The organism is uncultured Williamsia sp., assembly GCF_947494875.1.
Taxonomy (GTDB): Bacteria; Actinomycetota; Actinomycetes; order Mycobacteriales; family Mycobacteriaceae; genus Williamsia_A.
The window spans coordinates 86377-105534 of sequence record NZ_CANLWM010000008.1; the positions used below are offsets into that span (position 1 = coordinate 86377).

The following is a 19158-nucleotide window of genomic DNA, read 5'->3' on the forward strand; positions in this document are numbered from 1 at the left end:
ATCATGCTGATCCGCTGGGGTGTCCTGATCGCCGTCACGGCGGTCGCCACCCTCGGCTTGGACCAGCTCGACGTCCCGTCCGCGGCACTGTTCGCCGGACTCGTCGTCGCAGCAGCCCTGGCGCTGCTCGGCTGGGCCCCGACAGCCCGTCCGGGTCGCGACGACGACTCCCCCGCCAAGCCGCCCATGCCGCGCGCCTGCGGCATCGCCGGTCAGGGCGTTCTGGGCGTCTACATCGGCACCATGGTCCAGCCCGACGTCCTCGGCGGGCTGGCCGACTCGTGGCTGCCCGTCGTGGTGATCGCGCTGGGCACGCTGGTCCTCTCTGTCGGCGGCGGCGCTCTGCTCGGCCTGAACCGCCGCGTCGACTCCCTCACCGGATCGCTCGCCCTCGTCGCCGGCGGCGCGTCGGGCCTCGTCGCACTCACCCGTGAACTCGGCGGCGACGAGCGCGTGGTCGCCGTCGTGCAGTACGTGCGCGTCGGACTCGTCACCGTCTCCATGCCGATCGTCGCGACGCTCGTGTTCGGCGCGCACACGTCCGGTGGATCGTCACCGAAGGCCGGCGCGGGTCTCACCGATCAGGCGTGGGGTCTGGTGCTGCTGGCCGTCGGCATCGGGATCGGGCTCACTGTCGGACGTCTCATCAGGCTGCCCGCGGCCGGACTGCTCGGTCCGCTGATCGTGACCGTCGTCGCCGAGCTCACCGGATGGGCGGGACCGGCCGCAGTCCCGACGATCCTGGTCACCGTCGCGTACGCCGTCATCGGGTGGCAGGCCGGACTCGGGTTCACCATGTCGGCGATGAAGGCGATCGGGAAGATCCTCCCGTACGCGGTCGCACTGATCCTGCTGATCGGGGTCGGATCCGCGGGACTCGGTGCGGCACTGAGCGTCTGGACCGGCGAGAGCATGTTCGACAGCTACCTCGCGACGACGCCGGGCGGCATCTACGCGGTGCTCGCGGCCGCGGCAGCGTCCGGTTCGAACATCACCTTCGTGCTCGCGTCACAGATCGTGCGAGTGCTCATGATGCTGTTCGTCGCGCCGTTCGCGGCCCGCGCGTACCACCGCTGGCGGACCACACGAGCGGCCCGCAGCACGGGCGACGTCCGCGAGCCCGCCCACCTCTGAGGCCCTCCCGGGTGCACGGTCGTCCCGAGTAGGGTCGGCCCATGACCGATTCGTCCCGGGAATTCGACGTCGTCGTGTTCGGAGCCACCGGCTTCGTCGGCGCTCTGACCGCCGACTACCTCGCCCGCAACGCCCCCGCCGGAACCCGGGTCGCGCTCGCCGGTCGCAGCGAGACCAAACTCGCCTCGGTCCGCCGGACTCTGCCGGAATCCGCCCACGACTGGCCGCTGATAGTCGCCGACGCCGACTCCGCGTCGTCGTTGGACGCGATGGCCGCCCGCACCCGCGTCGTGTGTACGACGGTCGGCCCGTACCTCAAGTACGGCGAACTGGTCCTGGCCGCGACGGTGAACGCCGGCTCCGACTACGTCGACCTGACCGGCGAGGTCCCGTTCGTGCGCCTGTCGATCGACAAGTTCGGTGAGCAGGCCGCGTCGAACGGTTCCCGCATCGTCCACTCCTGCGGCTTCGACTCCATCCCGTCCGACATGGGCGTCTACGTCCTGCACCGCGCTGTCGAGGAAGCCGGTGCGGGCGAGCTGACGGACACCACCCTCGTCGTGAAGTCGTTCAAGGGCGGTGTCTCCGGCGGCACCATCGACTCGATGCGCGTCATCGCGCAGGAGGCCAAGGACCCGGAGACGCGGCGCACCCTGCTGGACAAGCACGCGCTGTCCACCGGCCCCGGCGAGCCGCGTCTGCGGCGCGCGGGTGAGCCGAGCGACACGAAGCTGGTCGCCGCGTCGAGCGTCGACCCGTCGTTGAAGGGGACGCTGGCGCCGTTCGTCATGGCGTCGCACAACACCCGCATCGTCCGACGCAGCAATGCGTTGCTGGACAACGCCTACGGCGAGAAGTTCCGGTACTCGGAGGTCATGTCGGTGGGGTCCCTACCGGTCGTCTCCACCATCGCGGCAGGTGCGGTCGCCGGCGGGCTCGGCGCGTTCCTCGCGGCGATGGCGTTCACGCCGACGCGCAAGATCCTCGACCGCATCCTCCCCTCCCCCGGTTCCGGTCCCAGCGAGAAGGTTCGCGAGACAGGCCATTTCACGTGTGACGTGTTCACGACGACGACCACGGGCAAGCGGTTCTCGTCGCGGGTGTCGGCGAAGGGCGATCCCGGCTACAAGGCGACTGCGGTGATGCTCGCCGAGAGCGCGCTGACCCTCGCCCTCGACCGGGACGAGCTGCCGAACCGCACCGGCGTGCTCACCCCGGCCGCGGCGATGGGCGATGCGCTCGTCGATCGCCTGCGCAACGCCGGGATGACGCTGACCGCGGGACCGGTCGGCGCCGGCACCGCGGCCTGAGCGCGGTGACGCCCCGCGTCCTGTTCGTCTGCACCGGCAACATCTGCCGGTCGCCGATGGCCGAATACCTGCTACGACACCGCCTTCGCGACCACCCCGACGCGGCGCAGGTCAGCAGCGCAGGCGTGGCGGCCCTCGTCGATCACCCGGTGCACCCGTTGACCGCGGAGGTCCTCGCCGACCGCGGCATCGCGACCGACGGGTTCGCGGCGCGCTACCTCACCCCGGCGATGCTGGCCGACGCCGACATCGTGCTGGGCATGTCCCGCGAGCACCGCGACGCGGCGACCACGAAGGCGCCGGTGCGGTGGAAGCGGATCGCTGTGGCCCGGGAGTTCGACGAGGCGATCGTGGCCGGGACCGCTGATCTCGCGGCGACCCGATTCCCCGGGGACCGCAACCGCCCTGAACTCGACATCGCCGACCCGATGGGTCGCCCGCGCGCGGACTTCGACCGCGTCGCGAGTGAACTGGGCCCGCTCGTCGAGCGTCTCGCCGACTGGCTGATCGGGCTCCGGCGTCAGTAGGCCCCGCGGCTCGACACCACGGTCCGCACGGTGCGCCAGAGGATCGCGAGATCCTGTGCGATGGACCAGTTCTCGACGTAGCTGAGATCGAGCCGGACCGACTCCTCCCAGTTCAGGTCGGAGCGGCCGGACACCTGCCACAGCCCGGTGATACCAGGACGCACCAGCATGCGGCGGGCGATGGGGCCGGTGTAGCGCTGGACCTCCGACGGCAGCGGCGGCCGCGGCCCGACGAGGCTCATCGACCCGCCGAGCACGTTGAACAGCTGCGGTAGCTCGTCGAGGCTGTAGCGGCGCAGGAACTTCCCGACGCGGGTGACGCGGGGATCGTCGCGCAGCTTGAACAGCAGTCCGGCGCCCTCGTTCTTCGCCTGCAGGTCAGCCAGTCTCGCGTCGGCGTCGACACACATCGACCGGAACTTCCACATGGAGAACGGCTCGTTGTTCAGCCCGATCCGCTGGGCGCGGTAGAACACCGGCCCGGGCGAGTCGAGTTTGACCGCGATCGCGCACGCGATGAGGACGGGCGCGGCGACCAGCAGCGCGCCGAGCGCGCCGCACCGGTCGACAGTGGCCTTCATGATGCGGTTGGCGCCCTGGTAGGTCGGCTTCTCGACGTGCAGCAGGGGTAGGCCGGCGACAGGCCGCACCAGCATGCGCGGACCGGCGACGTCGATCACACCGGGGTCGACCACCATGTCGACGTGCAGACCCTCGAGCTGCCAGGACAATTCGCGCATCGCCGAGTGGCCGAGGACCTCGGCCGAGGTGACCGCGACCGTCGTCGCCCGTGATGCGACCACGGCGTCGCCGGCATCGGCGAACTCCCCGAGGACCGGCACACGATGGTTGCCGATGGTGATCTCGGTGCGCATCCCGGGACTGGGGAGGCACACACCGACGACCTCGAAGCCCAACTCGGGGTTGCGATTCAGGTGGGCGATCAGCTGACGCGCGGACCGCTCGCCGCCGATGACGAGTACGTGGTCGAGGCAGGCGCGGCGACGCCGGGCAGCCTTGAGGTTGACGCGCCAGAGGAAGTGCGACAGCAGCAGTCCGAACGTGCCCAGTGGCAGAGCCAGCGCGATGAAACCTCGCGCGATGTTCAGCTTGAAGAGCAAGTCGACGATAGCCAGGAGACCGAACAGAGTGACGCTGGCACTGACCACGCGGCTGAACTCGGTGGGCCCTGCCCCGATGATGCGCAGATCCGCCACCCGCATGATGTTCAGAAGCACGAACCACAAGCCGGCGATCGCCGCCGCGACGAAGACCGCCGGGATCTCAAGGCGCGCGACGGGGATCATCAACTCCGTGCCGAACCGCGCGAGCTCTGCAGCTACGACCGCCACCACGACGACGACGGCGTCGGTGAAGAGGAGTCTGCGGCGGTAGAGATCCGCCCAGGTGGACAACCGCTCCCGGGTCCGCGGGCGAACCACCCGGCGTGGGGAGAGACGACCGACCGACCTGGTCCGCGATTCCGTTTCCGCGGTCATGTGTTCCCCCCCGCCCGGCACCGCGGGCGTTACCAATAACGCGAACTCTAGCGAAAATTAATGCCGCTAAAGTCGTTAATGCCGCGCTGCGTTGCGCTTCGCTCAGTTCACGGCTTCCTGCCCGAAGCCTGACAGGATGACGGTAACGGCTGACAACCATCGCTGCAACAGGTGTGCGGGAAGCCATCCGTTGGGGGGACAGCGAGTCTCGGGCGGACGTCGTCCGCTGGACTGCAAGATGTACGGAGGATGAAGAAAACCGCTGCTAGGGCTGCCCGGGCTTGAGTGCGACGAACAGCCCGTCGGCCTCGGCGCACAGCCGGTCACCGTCATGCATTGTCGCCGTGACGAAGATTTTACGTCCGTCGATACGGTCGATTCCGGTACGAACGGTGAGATCGCGATAAAGCGGCGTGATCGATCGGTAATTCACCGTCAAATATGCGGTTCGTGTCACTTTTCCCGACGAGAGTGCGCCGGTCATTCCGAGGAGATCGTCGAATGCGAGACCGATGTATCCGCCGTGCGCGGCGTTGTTGCCGCCGAGGTGGAAGCGGGTGAACCGCACGATCGCCTCGACGCCGTTCTCGTCGGCCTTGACGACCTCGTAGGGCGGGAGGGTCAGGTTGCCGCGCGCCGGCAGGTCGATCCGTGTGCCCGACGGCGCGTTCCACTCGTCGATCGCCACGGCACCCAGTTCGTCGTTCAACTCCGCGAGGGTGGCGATGACACGGTCGACGAGTTCCTCGCCCGGTTCGGCCGCGCGCACCCGGTCCATGAACAGGCGGACGGAATCGATGAACTCGCCGTACCGCGGGCCACCGCGGTCGGTGTTGATGGCCATGTCGCTGCGGAAGCCGCCCTCATGGGACTCGTCGGGGGTGGTCGTCGCACCGCTGTCACTCATCGCCTCACGCTATCGGTAGCGCGTCAGGGGCCCGATAGGCGCGTCATTAGGCTCGGCAGGATGAGCGACGCCACCGAGTCCCCGTTCGTGCCCGAGCAGTGGGCGACCGTCGAGGGGTTCGACGACCTCACCGACCTCACCTATCACCGACACACCGGCGACGGTCGCGAGAACGGGATCGTGCGGATCGCGTTCGACCGTCCGGAGGTGCGCAACGCCTTCCGCCCGCACACCGTCGACGAGTTGTACCGCACCCTCGACCACGCCCGCCGGACACCGGATGTCGGGACGGTGCTGCTCACCGGGAACGGACCGAGTCCGCGCGACGGCGGCTGGGCGTTCTGCAGCGGTGGTGACCAGCGGATCCGCGGGCGGTCGGGGTATCAGTACGCCGGCGGCGAGACTGCGGACTCCGTCGACTCCGCACGCGTGGCCGCCGAGGGCGGGCGGTTGCACATCCTCGAGGTCCAGCGGCTCATCCGGACCATGCCGAAGGTCGTCATCGCGGTGGTCGGAGGCTGGGCCGCCGGCGGTGGGCACTCGCTGCACGTCGTCTGCGACCTGACCATCGCCTCGCGCCAGCACGCGCGGTTCAAGCAGACCGACGCCGACGTGGGCTCGTTCGACGCCGGCTACGGCAGCGCCTACCTCGCCAAGCAGGTCGGCCAGAAGTTCGCCCGCGAGATCTTCTTCCTCGGCCGCAGCTACGACGCCGAGACCATGCAGCGGATGGGCGCGGTCAACGAGGTCGCCGACCACGCCGACCTGGAGAACACCGCCGTCGAGTGGGCGCGGGCCATCAACGGCAAATCCCCCACCGCCCAGCGCATGCTGAAGTTCGCCTTCAACCTCACCGACGACGGGCTGATGGGCCAGCAGGTCTTCGCCGGCGAGGCCACCCGCCTGGCCTACATGACCGACGAGGCCGTCGAAGGCCGCGACGCTTTCCTCGAGAAGCGCGACCCAGACTGGACCGCGTTCCCGTACTACTACTGACGGTGCGTCGCCGGACCGCGCACGAAACCGACGTCAGAGGTCTCGAAGGTCGGCGAGGCCGTCCTGCAACGCGCGAGCGAGGAGCTGGCAGGTAGAGGTGGCCGGTCGGCCCACAGAGGCGTACTTCGCCCGGATACGCGACACGTGCGTGGCCACCGTCGCTTCTGAGACCGAGAGACGACGCGCGGCGTCACACCTCGATGGCGCGATCGCCCATACCCGCAGCACCTCGATTTCGCGGCCACTCAGTCGCGCATCCGCGTAGCGCTGCGAAGTGGTGTCGTGAACTCCTGTCACTGTGCTGACCCCCGGTGAACCTCGTGCGTCGCCCCTCTCGGCACCAACATTGAACCCTGATCCGCAGAAGTGCGCCGAACGTACGCCGAGGCACGGCCGATTGCCGCCGAGTGCCTAGTCTCATGTCGTGGCGCGCACCATCGGACGGGCTCTGGCGGGCGGCCTCGTGATGCTGATGCTGGCTGTTCTCGGCGGTCTGCCGCTGTACGTCTTCCCCGCAGCTGCACAAAGCCCACGATCCGTCGACGTCATCATGGTCCTCGGCGGCCGGCAGGACGGGCGGGAGCAGTTCGCGATCCGACTCGCCGAACAGGGATTCGCCAGGACGGTCCTCGTCTCTGACCCGTACACGCGTCCCGATCCCTATATGGAGGCGGTCTGCGATGTTCCGCATCGAGTCCGCGTCATCTGTTTCGACCCACAGCCGCGCACGACGCGAGGGGAGGCTCGCTTCCTTCGCGACGAGGCTAAGATGAATGGCTGGAACTCGGCGATGGTGGTCACATTCAGCCCGCACATCGCTCGGAGCGACTACATCGTGAGCCGTTGCTTCACAGGCGATCTCGTCATGGTCGATTATCGGGAGAGGCTCTCGATCACCTACTGGGCGTGGATGTACCTCTACCAGACAGCAGGTTTCGTGCGGGCCTTCTTGCAGGTCGGTTGCTGAGCCATCACGACCGGCGTGTCCCCACGCTGGGTGGTTGGGTTGAGCCCATGCGCGTGTTGCGACGGACCGTTCTCGTCTCAGTTGTGGTCGTCGTCTTCCTCGCCCTCGCCGGCCTTCCTCTGTACGTGTACCCCGCCACGGCGGGAAAGCCCCACAAGGCCGACGCAATAGTTGTTCTCGGAGGCCTTCAGGACGGACGCGAGTACTACGCATTGTCCCTCGCTCAGCAGGGCTTCGCGCCGACTGTCTTTGTGTCGAACCCCTACAACAGCCCGACCGCCTACATCCGATCGGTCTGCGACAAGCCACACGGCGTGGAGGTGATCTGTTTCGACCCCTCGCCACGAACCACGCGCGGCGAAGCGCGGTCTGTCCGTCAGGAGGCGGCACGTCGCGGCTGGAAGTCGATTCTCGTAGTGACGAACACCCCCCACGTGGTGCGCGCGGGCTACATCGTCGGCCGCTGTTTCTCAGGACAGGTCACCATGCTCGACTTCCGGACGCACCTGTCCGTGCCATATAGGGCCTGGATGTACGCCTACCAGACCGCGGGCTTTGTGCGAGCGTGGCTGCAGGGAGGCTGCTGAGCGTCCGAGCCCGCGTCGTCCGACCGGACGATTTCACGGTGGACTGCACGTTCGGCTTGCGCGAGTGCGTGATGCACAGCACTCTTGATCCGTTGTGCGCTTCTTCGTCGCGAACGAAGCCGCAGGTGTGACGGGGACACCGGTCGGGGCGCGAGAGTGATCGAGGGGAATCAGGTGTCACGAACGGTGTCGGTCGACGGTCTCGACATCACGTGGACGGAGTCGGACACGGGCTATGTGATCCTCGACCTGGCCGGGTCGCAGTACTACTCCATCAACGACTCGGCCGCGTCGATCTGGCCGCTCATCACGGAGGGCTCAGACGAGGAAGCACTCGCGACCTCGTTGGCCGACAAGTGGGAGATCCCAGTCGAGACCGCGCGCGCTGACGTGGCGGCATTGCTCAACCACCTCGCCGAGCGGGGACTGGTGCGGCTGGGTTCCGGCTCCGCCGCAGACGCGGGGTGACGCCTCAGATGAGTGAGAACGAAAGATGACGTTCGGGGCATATGGACTCCGTTTGCCCGACGTCTGCGAGGACGACCTCGTCGCCGACGTCCCGGCTACCTGGCCGCAGTGGTCTGTCGTTCGCATTGATGATCCCGAACGAGGCCAGGTGACCGCCCACGTCGATGAAGAGACCGCCCTGATTCCTCATCTTCCCCGAGGACATTCCGAGATCGACCGTCGGACGCGCTCGACGACCATCGTCAACGCGCAACGCGGCGACCATGCGATGGCGCATCCGCTGCTGGCGTCGACGGCGATCGTGACCGCCGACTGGTCGGGGCGCGTCGCCCTGCATGGCGGGGCGTTCGTCGCTCCGGACGGACGAGCGTGGGGCGTTCTCGGTGATCGCGGCGCCGGCAAGAGTTCGCTTGTCGGCTGGTGCGTCAAGAACGGCCTGCCCGTCATCACCGACGACATCGTCGTCACGGACGGCGCGCAGGTGTTGGCTGGGCCGCGCTGCCTCGATCTTCGAGCCGGCGCCGCAAAGCATTTCGGCCTGGGAATCGATATCGGCGTGGTGGGACGACGGCGCCGCTGGCGGGTACGGACCGACATGTGCGAGCCGGCGTATCCCCTGGGTGGATGGATCGTCCCTCGTTGGAGTTCAGAGATATGGATCGACGACGCGGCTGTGGCTGATCGCGCCGCAGTCATAAGTCCACACAGGGCAATTTTCGTCCGACAGCAACACCCCGTCGCGTGGATGGGCGTGCTCGCCAAGCGGCTGATTCACTTTGCCCGCCCACAATCGTGGGCGCGGATCGATGTGGCGATGGGCGAGTTGATGAGCGAGATCGCGACTTCCGTGACCGCGCAAGCGGGAGCGACGCATTGAATCCCGTTCGAGAGACGAAGGCACGTCGTTTCGGTCCCGCGAACATCGCTGCCGCCGTATGGACGGCGGTCACCTACCCGATCGTCCAGCGGCGACTCAAGCGTGATGGTGTTCGCACGCGATGCCCATCCGCCCCGCATCGACTGCCGTCGGCGGCGTCGCGCGGGATGGAAGCCGTCCTGCGCCGGACGCGGGCGACATGCCTGGAAAGCGCACTGATCCGACAGGAATGGTGGCGAGCCCACGACCGACCAGTGGAGGTCGTGATCGGCGTCGACGCGTCCGACGGCTTCACCGCCCACGCATGGCTCAGTACCGACGACCCTAAGGTCACTGCTGTCTACCGAGAGATCCACCGAGTCCCTTCGCGTTTGAAAGGCCCCGTGTGATCACGGTTCCTCCTTCGCCGCTGACCGATCTCGAACTCGCACTCGGATCAGTGATCGGCACAGACCCCGGAACACCGGCGATCGCACTCGATGAGTTCGGTCCCGAGACGCCTCGCACCGCGGTCCGCGCCGTCATCCGTGGGGCATTGGAGCATGGGCCGTGCTTTGTTGCATTCTCAGGGGGCCGTGATTCATCGACGATTCTCGCGATAGCAGTGGACGTCGCGCGCGAGGCCGATCTCGCCTTGCCGATCCCGGTCTCAAAAATCATGCCGGACCTCCCAAGCGCCGACGAATCAGAATGGCAGGAACTTGTTCTCGATCACCTGGGGGTGACTGAGCGAATCATCATGGAGGTGCACGCTGGCGACGAAGAGATCTTCGGCCCGGACGGAATCGAAGCCTTGCAACGGATCGGAGTCACGTACCCAGCCGCGGCGAGTTCTGTAGTACGCCTCGCCAGAGAGACATCGGGCGGCACCCTTCTCACCGGCAGCGGCGGCGACGAGTTGGGCAACGCGGCGAACTCACAGTGGGCGGCGCGTGCGCTTTCGACGGGCACTGCACCATGGCGGACGAGATTGGCCGCCCGTCTGCCCGTGGCGGCGTCGGCTGCACGGAGGGTCCGAACACTAGCGAAGAAGCCGACTGATTACTTTTTCGTCTCGCCGTGGCTCACCCGGCGGGCTGATCTCGCTCTCCGCCGCGAGTTGGCGACTCTCGAAGGCGGCCAGTCGATCCGGTGGGATAGACGTATATCAGGATTCGCTCGTAGCAAGCACCTGGTCCTGACGACCCGTTCTTTGTCGGCGCTAGCGGCACCCTACGGCGTCGATGTGCTTCATCCGCTGTGGGAGCGCCGGACGTTGGCGGCGTTGGCAGCTTCGAGACCGTTTCAGGGTTATCCCACCCGGTCGTCGATTCTCGAAGAACTAGCTGATGGCCTGCTGCCGATTGAGGTCACACGCCGGACGACCAAGGCGGACTTCACCGCAACACCATGGGGTCCGGAGGCGGAGAACTTCATCGCTCACTGGGATGGGTCCGGGGTAGATCTTCGTTTCGTCAATCCGACAATTCTTCATGCGCAATGGCGCCTGCCGCCGGTCGATCGCACCATTTCATCTATTGCCCTGCTGCAAAGTGCGTGGCTCAATTCGCAACGATGACTAACAATGCCGCATCGTTGGAAATTCAGCCATTTTATAGTTCAGTCGGAGTACTGCGCTGAGGTTGATGAGCGGGTACGCTTCCAGCATTCCTACAACAGACCCAGGAGACAAACATATGCCTTACACCGCACCCACCCTGACGGAGCTCGGCTCGCTGGCCGGCCTCACCCTCGACAAGATCAACAAGGAAGGCCGCAAGATCGACGGCATGGGTGGTCGACTGGCCGGCAACGTCATCATCATCCCGTCTTGATCGGCGCGTACACCCGGCCGACGGTGATCGATTTGGGTTCGCTGCAAGAATTGACCCTCAAGGTCGGCCGAGGCAGCGACGCGTTCACTGAGAACGGTAGCGTTGTCGCCGTTCCGTCCTGAGCCCTTACACAACGGCCTGACCACATCAAACGTGGTCAGGCCGTTGCTGTGTTCGCGTGCCATCGTCAGGTGACCAATTTGCAGACGAGCAATGAGACCGGCCGCAGCCGGCTGAGAGCTGGTTCGGTCGGATCGGTGGCAAGCGCTTCCCGGTATGCGCTACGCCTGTGCGTGGAATCTGATCGCCGCGGCACCTATGTCATCGGCGTGGGACAGGTGATGGGTGCGGTTGCGACTGCAATGCTCGTCGTGTCTGTCAAATACGTCGCCGAAGCTCTTCTGTCCGCGGGAAAATCGTCTCTCTGGCCGATCGTGATCCTCGCGGCATCGGCTTCCCTGATCTCAGGGCTCGCAGCAATCCGAACCCAGCAGGAGCGGCGACTGGCCGAGGCAGTCAGCCAACGAGTCTGGCGAGAAGTTCTTGCAGTCGTCGCTCGGGTTCCGCTGATCCGGTTCGAGGAACGCGGCTTCATCACGCGCTATGCACAGGTCGAGCGCGGCGGGCTGATGCAACCGCTTCCCATGACACGATCCCTGTTCTCACTCGTCGGGTCCGTCTTGTCGACCGCCCTTCTCGTAGCAGCAGTTGCGACGATAGCTCCGATTTTGATACCGATCCTTGCACTGGGCGCAATTCCGGCGATCGTCGTCTCCCGGCTGGCGAGCCGACACGAGTTCGCTTTTCAGAAAACTGCTACAGCAACGTATATCGGACGCGAACGCCTCCGACGCGTCCTGTCCGAGCGGGAATTCGCCGCCGAGGTACGCGCATACGACGCCGCCGACCACTTCATGCACATCCACGACCGCCTTGACGCAAGCTTCCTCGACATGCTTCTCGTCCACGTGCGACGGCGGTCGTGGCTCGCCTTCTTCCAGATCGTGGGTACGACCGTCGCCCTACTCGCCGCACTGATCGCAATCGCGATAATGGTTGACAACGGGTCGATCACCCTCGCCTCCGCCGGGGCGGCCGCGGTGGCGGCACGGATGCTCGGTGGTCAGCTGTCGTCTCTCTACGCTGCCTACAGCGGCCTCATCGAGGCGGCACCGTTCCTGACCCAGCTACGCGAGTTCGTGGTCACACCGGCAGACCCATTGCGGACAGGCGCACCGACCGAGTTGAGCGGCGGAATGGCTTTGCGGGACATCAGCTTCACTTACCCACAGAATGAGGGTCCCGCGCTTGACGGTGTCTCAATCGACATCGGCGCGGGCGAGATCGTCGCACTGGTGGGAGAAAACGGTTCCGGAAAGTCCACCCTCGCAAGCATCGTCGGCGGACTCTTTCGGCCTGATTCAGGGGATGTCCTGTGGAACGGAGCCCCCATCGAGCCCGATGACATGCGGGCGTCCGTAGCGACACTCTTCCAGGATTTCGGACGGTTCAACCTCTCGGTCCGAGACAACATTGCTGTGTCCGGCTGGTCGAAAACGGACGACTGGCCAATCCGAGCCGCGGCGCGACGCGCAAACTTCCTCCGCACGGCGGAGGGTCTCTCGGACGGGTTCGACACGGTCCTGGGTCGCGACATCGACACCGGCGTCGACCTGTCCGGCGGGCAATGGCAGCGGCTCGCCTTGGCACGTGCGTTGTACAAAGACAGCGCGCTTGTGGTTCTCGACGAGCCGAGCGCCGCCCTCGACCCTCGCGCGGAAAGCGAACTGTTCGAAGACGTCAAAGCGACACTGGACGGCCGAGCCGCGCTCATCATTTCCCATCGATTCGCCAACGTGCGACTCGCCGACCGGATCTATGTGCTCCACGAGGGGCGTGTCGTGGAGAGTGGGACGCATGACGAGCTGATGCAGACCGGCGGACGCTACTCCGAGTTGTTCCGCTTGCAGTCGATGAATTACATGTCGCAGTAATTTCCAATCGTTGACTTTCTTGTGGATTGAGCACTTCATCCGGTGCCGTGATTTACTCGTGAAAATTCGTTCTCCGGGGGGATGAACAGGAGTCCCCTAATGCGACGCAATGCCGATCGATCGGCAGGAACTTCACGGCGGACATTCCTCGTCGGCGTCCTCGGCGCAGCAGCGGCGACCGCGCTCGCTGGCATCCGCGGGATCGGGCCCGCTCGCAGCGCGCCGACCGCGGGGCCGGCGCTCTCCTTGCTCTCGGACTTCACCGCGTGCCTCCCGCCTTCGCAGGTCACGCAGAAATGCGCTGCGGCAGGGTCTCTCACGCTGTACTGGTTCCCCGGGGTCGCGCAAAGCGGAAATCTGTCCACTCGCATCTACGTCGACGACGCGCTGGTCGCCACGACAGCCGGTGCGTTGCGCACACTCACGGGTTTGACCATCTCGCGACCGATATCGGTCCGGCTCACCAGCGTCGACACGAGCACCGGCGTCGAATCCGAGTCCACCGCGCAGCTTCTTCGTTCGGTAGCTGCAGCAGACTCCGCATCGACTTCTCGACTGCAATGGCTGTCGGCCGAGAACACCTTCGGCGGAGCCCAATTGAGGTGGCCGAAACCCACGACAGCTCCGAGCTCCTTCGTCGTCGTGGACGCGGACAGCGGACGGGAACTCGTCACCGTCGATGGTGGGGAAACCAGCGCACTGGTGACCGGCCTGAGCACGACTCAACCCACTCGGCTCAGACTCGAGGGTCGTGGCGGTCCACAGACCATCACGCCACAGAATTCGGTAGTCGTCCTGCCCTACACGCGCGTTGTACCGACTGATCGCTCGAGTCCCGCGGCGCCGACCATCACGGTCACCGCGCTCAACCGAGGAATCCGAATCAGCGTCAGTCAGCCCGGCGCCGCGGGTGTGGCCGGATGGAATGTGTTCTCCTCCGGCAAGTTCTTGGGGCAGGTGCGGACGTCTCCGGCAGAGATCAGCGGGATGACCGCAGGCAACCCGAAGACCATCACCGCTGTTGCCGTGTCGACATGGGGGTACAGCTCCCCACTGTCGAATGGCGTGCGGGTGACGCCTTCAGGATCGGGCACGCGAGCATCTGAGACCCCGACAACGCCGTTCCGTGTGGGCACCGACGGGACGATTCTCGACCCCTCGGGTTCCACGTTCATCCCGCATGGCGCGAACGTGAACGGGTCGGACTTCATCTGGTCCGAGAGGACGACAGGGATGCAGGCCGCTGCGCGCGACGCGTGGATGTGGTCGGCACTGCGACTCAACTGCGGCATGCGCGACGGCGGTGCACTGTCCGGCGGCTACCTCTACTTCACGAACAACCAAGTCGATGCGATCGTCTCCGGTTACACCGCCGCCGGGATCGTGGTGATGATCGATCAGCACTCTCACCTCGGCGGCGGAGCAGGCCAGAACCTACCGACTGTTGCCGGGAGCGCCGGCGACCCGACCGGACGCTCCGCCGAGGAGGCGATCACCGATTGGTGGGTGGCCGTCGCGGATCGGTACCGCACCAACCCACGAGCCTGGTTCAACCTGGTGAACGAACCCGGGACCGACCGTTCGGCACTCGAGGCTCAGTATCGACGAATGCTCGCGCGCATTAGAGCGATAGCTCCAACCTCCGTGGTAGTCCTTGATGCAGCGGCGTTCGCCAATGACATCCCCACGAACACGACGATGGGTTCAGGACCTGTCGACCCCGCCCTCTCATTCGTCCTCTCCAACGGACCGGCCCTCATGGACGATTTCGGCCCCGCAGCAGGTTACGGGCCGATCGTCTTCTCGATCCACTTCTACGCTCGGTGGACGGTGAACTGGGGACCGGGTGGGATGATCACCGACGACCAGCTGGCGACGCGGCTGAGGGACTACATCCAACGCTGTAAAGCGGCAGGTCTACCCCTACTTGTCGGAGAGCTCGGCGTCGAGGCGTACGCGCGCACCGCAGATTCGGCGTGCGTTCGGGTGGCCCTGTACGAGAAGGGCACGGTGGGCGGTCAGACAACTGGCGTCTTGCGCGAACAGGGCATCGGATTCTTCCCATGGCATGCATCGACACTGAGCGGAATGCCCATCACAGCCGACAGAACGCTCTGGTCGTCGGTCACCGGCCGGTCCGACACCAGTCCGATGCCGGACACAGGAAACGGGTTGTGGGACGCCACCCACTGAACCTGGCACGCACGCTCAGCGGGACCACCGGGTCACGCCGCCGCCCTCCGCACTTGCTACCCGAAGCCACTCTTCACGATCTTCCTCGGTCCCACCGGGGCTGTGGAGGACGGTGCGGTCGACGTCAGCCTCGGATCGACCACGAAGGCGCCCCTCTCCCGCGTCGATCAGGTTCTCGACCATTGCAAGGACGCTGGTCGTCAGCGAATCACGCGTCGCACTGAACACGGCACGCCCGGTGACCCGGCCGGAGAGCGAACTCTCCACGGGGGCATACCGGCCGGTGGTGGCGCAGAGGCACATCCACAGGTTCTCGGGGCGGCTCAGGAACCGCTGGGGATTGCCGATCGCGACTCCGAGCGAATCCTCGACACGCTGAATCATCACTGCCAGTTGAAGCGCGGCATCATGCTCGCGCGCCCTCACGAAAAGCTCCGCCAGCGGTGGATTCAGCGTCCGGAACGCGAAAGCGAAATCCAGCATCCATTTGGCTCTGTGCCCACCCGAGAGGACGGCGTGGGTCGCCAGGAATATCAGCCCATCGAGATCGTCCATGATCGGGACGGTGAGGCCCGAGAGGTTCGTCTCTCGGCGGCGGTTCAGCACCGCACGCATGTTTACGCCACAGCGACGGCGGATCGAGGGTGACGAATAGAAATGCCAATGGAGATCGAGGAGCGTCGACCCGTAGACAAGCGACACCTCTCCCTGTCGCTTGCGCGCGATCATCCCCCAGTTCCGATCGAGCATCTTCGCGCCCGCGTCGCACAGCGCATCGATGGCGCCGCCGACGTCGTCAGGATGGACGACGATGTCGATGTCGTTGTACTGCCGAGTCCACTCGGCGGGATAGAAACGTGCGGCGATGACGGGTCCCTTCACCACCATCCACCGCACATCGGCATCGTTGAGTGCGCGCTTCACGGCAAACAAGATCTGACGTCTCTCCACCACACGGAGCTGGGCCTCGCCGACTTCACGTGAGGTCTGAACCGACCTCCTCGAACCCACATCGCGCTGCGCAAACCTGTAGAGAAGCAGCAGGTCGGCAAGGGCTGCTGCGTCATCGACGCCGTCCGCGGGCTTCCGATCATGAGCAATCGATCGCAAGGCTTGGCGGAGCACCGTGACCTCAGCGGCGGACTGCGGCGTTCGTTCTCCACAGCCATTCACGCCCGATTCCGGTCCTCTGCCTCTGAGGTCCCCCGTCGGACCGCGACCGCGACCATGGCCACCAAATCAAAGAGCTCACGTCGCAGCCGACGAATACTCAGCAGCAGGACCGCAGCCACCGCCAGCTCGACGACGACGGCGATACCGGCACTGGCCCACGGACTCGCTGATACCACTGTGCTGGAGACGAATTGCGCCACCGCGTAGGCGACACCCCATACCACCAGGGTCGGACCGAAAGAACTGACCACATCACTCATCCTGATGAAGCTGCCGCGCGAGATCCACCAGACGCTCAGGAGTACCGAGCCGAATATGCTGACGACGTAGGTGACCGCGACCGCGTAGACACTGTGCGCCGACGCGATGAACACGGCGACACCGGTCGCGACCTGAGTGGTGAGCGCGGCGACGATCTGCCTCTTCATCTGATTCAACGCAGTTGCTGCCAATTCCACCAGTCCGAACAGCCCGCGAACAGTCCCTGCGAGCGCGAGCACGACGAGCAGGTGCCCTGCGGCACTCCATTGCGCGCCGTAGACGAGCTGAACTGCCGGCACCGCAAGCAGGCTGAGGATGGTGAACATGGGAGACAGGACGTGGCCCATCGCCGAGACGCCTCTTCTGAGCGCCGACCGAAAGGCGGTCTCGTCGTCCTGCAACCGAGACAGCACCGGAAGAGCAACCGCATTCACCGCGGCGATGAGCTGCTGCTCGACCAGGCTGACGACCTGCGAAGCGCGGTTGTAGAGACCGGTTTCGGAGGCACCGTGGAATCGGCCGATCGCAATCACGTCCAGGCTGCGGGAGAAGAACGTCGTCGCCTGGATGAACGTGATCTGTGCACCCTGCACCATCAGCTCGGACACCTCGGAGAACGGGGCAGGTCGCGTCGGTCTGAAGCGTGAGGCGACGACCAGGGACGACGCCCACCAGACGCTCACCACGATGCTGCCGATCACCAACGACCAGTAGTTGAGACCGGCCAGAGCGCATCCCAGGGTCACACCGAGCTGGAGGATCCCTCCCAGGACCTGCGTGATTCCGAGGACGCCGAAACGGAGGTCGCGGAGGAGATCAGCCCGGGCCTGACCGCCGAGGGAGGTGATCACGAAGGTGACCGACAACGCCCGGGCGACATCCGCCACCTCTGGTCGGTTGTAGAAGGCGGCGAGCAGCGGAGCGATCAACAACATCGTGAGTGCGAGCGTCAACCCGAGGAGGACGTTCAGCCCGAACAAGCTGGTCTGTTGCGGACGCGTGAGCTCCCTGGCCCGCACCGCAGCCGAGGTCAACCCCAGATCTTGGAAGAGAACCACGAATCCGCTGATCGCGGTGACCATCGCCACGATGCCGAAGTCCTCCGGCGAGAGGAGGCGGGCCAGCAACACCGAGGACAACAACATCGTCACGGTGTTGCCCCACCGCGATGCCAGGGTGACGACGACGCCCCGAGTGGCGGTGCGACCGAGGGCTGCGGTCAATGCGCCCTCATCTCGAAGCCGTCGACCGGGTGACTCCCCCGTCCTCCACAAGAGCGTGGAGCAGCCTCTCGGCAACGCGCGGCCACGTGAAATGAGCGGACCGCGTGAACGCCGCAGAGCCATGGGAAGCAGCGAATTCAGGATCCGCGAATCGCTCCATGGAGGCCACGATCTGCGCGTCATCGAAGGGGTCGACGACAAGTCCCCCATCCCCCACGAAATCCCTGGATCCGCCGCGAGACCCGGCGATGCACCCGACTCCAGAAGCCGCTGCCTCCACAAGGACCACACCACCTGGTTCGTGGATCGACGGCATCACGAAGCACGTGGCTTTTTCGTACAGCCCGGCAAGCGTGGCACGGTCCCCGGCGTCGTCGCGCGAGAGCATTCCATGGGTGCGGACACCCGGCTCGTCGAGCACTGGGTGCCCTCCTACGACGTCGAGCGTCGCGTCGGGGAAGCGGTCACGAACTGACCCGAAGGCTCTGACAACCCGCGGACCGTTCTTGCGCTGCCAATCCTTGCCGACAAAGAGAAAACGCGGTGTCGACCAGTCGCGCGCCTTGTTCCTTCGCTCTTCATGTGTACCAGCACCGACGACCACCACTTTCGACTCAGGGATTCCGTAGTCGGATACGACGGAATCCGCGGCCCATTGCGTGGTCATGCAGCACTTCACGGCCCTGGAGTAGACGGAAACCTGTTGCCGAAGACGATATTGGCGATCGGTTTCGCGCATGGCCCTCCACGCCGGATACCCGAGATCAATTGCCTGCTTGACGGTCATGTCGTCGTAGATCACGTAGGGAACATCAATGCCCACGGTGTAACCGCTTCCCAGAGCAATCACGCCGGTCACATCGCGGCGAACGGTCCGCGCACGCGCTGCGAGACTGCGCGTGATCGACGTTGCCCGGCCGAGGTGGGCTCCCTGATAGGCCGCTTTGAACTTCCCCTGAGAGGGCCACTCTCGTCTCTGCGCCAGGTGGGTGATGCCATCCAGTGCAGCGAGCGCGCGGTCGACGTTCGTCGGCATCGTCGCCTTCAAAGCAAAAGCCTCGACGCCGAGGGACCGCAACCCGCTGAGAACGCCGTACGGTGTGCCCGATCGCGCAGTTCGATCCTCAGCATCTCCCGTGAAAGCGACACCGAAGACTGCAGACACACCAAACTCCATTCGCGCTCGCTGGGACGCCACGACTGACTGAATGGCTCGAACGATAACCGA

The 19158-nt window shown here is 65.6% G+C and carries 19 protein-coding genes; 13 read left to right on the forward strand and 6 right to left on the reverse strand.

The window, feature by feature from the left end; translation table 11 throughout:
* Positions 1-3: 3 nt before the first annotated feature.
* Genes Q1A98_RS18345 through Q1A98_RS18355 form a run of 3 tightly spaced genes read left to right on the forward strand, consistent with a single transcriptional unit; the run spans position 4 to position 2971 of the window.
* Positions 4-1134, forward strand: a complete 1131-nt coding sequence (locus Q1A98_RS18345; RefSeq protein ID WP_299576100.1) for an AbrB family transcriptional regulator — start codon at positions 4-6, stop codon at positions 1132-1134.
* 41 nt (positions 1135-1175) lie between these two features.
* Entirely contained in the window at positions 1176-2444 is a 1269-nt protein-coding gene (locus Q1A98_RS18350) for a saccharopine dehydrogenase NADP-binding domain-containing protein (RefSeq protein WP_299576103.1), read from the forward strand.
* A gap of 5 nt (positions 2445-2449) precedes the next feature.
* Positions 2450-2971 carry a low molecular weight phosphotyrosine protein phosphatase gene (locus Q1A98_RS18355; RefSeq protein ID WP_299576105.1) on the forward strand — a complete coding sequence of 174 codons (522 nt, stop codon included), beginning with the start codon at positions 2450-2452 and terminating at the stop codon, positions 2969-2971.
* On the opposite strand, the gene Q1A98_RS18360 is transcribed toward Q1A98_RS18355, so the two are convergent.
* Together Q1A98_RS18360 and Q1A98_RS18365 are read right to left on the reverse strand one after the other, a co-directional pair.
* On the reverse strand, positions 2965-4413 hold the full coding sequence (locus Q1A98_RS18360) for a sugar transferase (RefSeq protein ID WP_366943477.1): 1449 nt from the start codon (positions 4411-4413) through the stop codon (positions 2965-2967). The genes Q1A98_RS18355 and Q1A98_RS18360 overlap by 7 nt on opposite strands.
* Positions 4414-4735: 322 nt before the next feature.
* Positions 4736-5377, reverse strand: coding sequence for a PaaI family thioesterase (locus Q1A98_RS18365; protein ID WP_299576109.1), 642 nt, complete (start codon positions 5375-5377; stop codon positions 4736-4738).
* Between the two features lie 60 nt (positions 5378-5437).
* Between Q1A98_RS18365 and Q1A98_RS18370 the strand changes: the two genes are divergently transcribed.
* Positions 5438-6373, forward strand: a complete 936-nt coding sequence (locus tag Q1A98_RS18370; protein WP_299576111.1) for a 1,4-dihydroxy-2-naphthoyl-CoA synthase — start codon at positions 5438-5440, stop codon at positions 6371-6373.
* Positions 6374-6406: 33 nt separating this feature from the next.
* Here Q1A98_RS18370 and Q1A98_RS18375 read toward each other — a convergent pair whose 3' ends face one another.
* Positions 6407-6670: a LuxR C-terminal-related transcriptional regulator gene (locus tag Q1A98_RS18375; RefSeq protein WP_299576113.1), complete on the reverse strand. Its 264-nt coding sequence runs from the start codon at positions 6668-6670 to the stop codon at positions 6407-6409.
* Positions 6671-6797: 127 nt separating this feature from the next.
* Here Q1A98_RS18375 and Q1A98_RS18380 point away from each other — a divergent pair, with 127 nt between their 5' ends.
* The 9 genes from Q1A98_RS18380 (at position 6798) to Q1A98_RS18415 (ending at position 15273) form a co-directional block, all read left to right on the forward strand.
* Positions 6798-7340 carry a YdcF family protein gene (locus Q1A98_RS18380; RefSeq protein WP_299576115.1) on the forward strand — a complete coding sequence of 181 codons (543 nt, stop codon included), beginning with the start codon at positions 6798-6800 and terminating at the stop codon, positions 7338-7340.
* Between the two features lie 47 nt (positions 7341-7387).
* Positions 7388-7927, forward strand: coding sequence for a YdcF family protein (locus Q1A98_RS18385; protein ID WP_299576117.1), 540 nt, complete (start codon positions 7388-7390; stop codon positions 7925-7927).
* A 186-nt stretch (positions 7928-8113) separates the two neighbouring features.
* Positions 8114-8395, forward strand: coding sequence for a PqqD family protein (locus Q1A98_RS18390; protein ID WP_299576119.1), 282 nt, complete (start codon positions 8114-8116; stop codon positions 8393-8395).
* Between the two features lie 148 nt (positions 8396-8543).
* Positions 8544-9272 carry a hypothetical protein gene (locus Q1A98_RS18395; RefSeq protein ID WP_299576121.1) on the forward strand — a complete coding sequence of 243 codons (729 nt, stop codon included), beginning with the start codon at positions 8544-8546 and terminating at the stop codon, positions 9270-9272.
* A complete protein-coding gene (locus Q1A98_RS22390; RefSeq protein ID WP_366943478.1) occupies positions 9188-9661 on the forward strand; it encodes a lasso peptide biosynthesis B2 protein in 474 nt (157 codons plus the stop codon). Before Q1A98_RS18395 ends, Q1A98_RS22390 begins: the two co-directional genes overlap by 85 nt.
* Positions 9658-10830 (forward strand): asparagine synthase-related protein, encoded by a 1173-nt coding sequence (locus Q1A98_RS18400; protein ID WP_299576122.1) that lies wholly within the window; start codon positions 9658-9660, stop codon positions 10828-10830. Before Q1A98_RS22390 ends, Q1A98_RS18400 begins: the two co-directional genes overlap by 4 nt.
* 118 nt (positions 10831-10948) lie before the next feature.
* A complete protein-coding gene (locus Q1A98_RS18405) occupies positions 10949-11086 on the forward strand; it encodes a hypothetical protein (protein ID WP_299576124.1) in 138 nt (45 codons plus the stop codon).
* Positions 11087-11277: 191 nt separating this feature from the next.
* Positions 11278-13080, forward strand: coding sequence for an ABC transporter ATP-binding protein (locus Q1A98_RS18410; protein WP_299576126.1), 1803 nt, complete (start codon positions 11278-11280; stop codon positions 13078-13080).
* Positions 13081-13179: 99 nt separating this feature from the next.
* Entirely contained in the window at positions 13180-15273 is a 2094-nt protein-coding gene (locus Q1A98_RS18415) for a cellulase family glycosylhydrolase (protein WP_299576128.1), read from the forward strand.
* Between the two features lie 15 nt (positions 15274-15288).
* Here the strand turns inward: Q1A98_RS18415 and Q1A98_RS18420 are convergent, their stop codons facing one another.
* Genes Q1A98_RS18420 through Q1A98_RS18430 form a run of 3 tightly spaced genes read right to left on the reverse strand, consistent with a single transcriptional unit; the run spans position 15289 to position 19095 of the window.
* The gene (locus tag Q1A98_RS18420) at positions 15289-16398 is read right to left on the reverse strand and encodes a nucleotidyltransferase family protein (RefSeq protein WP_299576130.1); all 1110 of its coding nucleotides are present in this window, start codon (positions 16396-16398) and stop codon (positions 15289-15291) included.
* Between the two features lie 44 nt (positions 16399-16442).
* A complete protein-coding gene (locus Q1A98_RS18425; RefSeq protein WP_299576551.1) occupies positions 16443-18053 on the reverse strand; it encodes a lipopolysaccharide biosynthesis protein in 1611 nt (536 codons plus the stop codon).
* Complete coding sequence (locus Q1A98_RS18430) at positions 17938-19095, reverse strand: glycosyltransferase family 4 protein (RefSeq protein WP_299576132.1); 1158 nt, start codon at positions 19093-19095, stop codon at positions 17938-17940. The genes Q1A98_RS18425 and Q1A98_RS18430 overlap by 116 nt, the downstream gene beginning before the upstream one ends.
* Positions 19096-19158 lie beyond the last annotated feature (63 nt).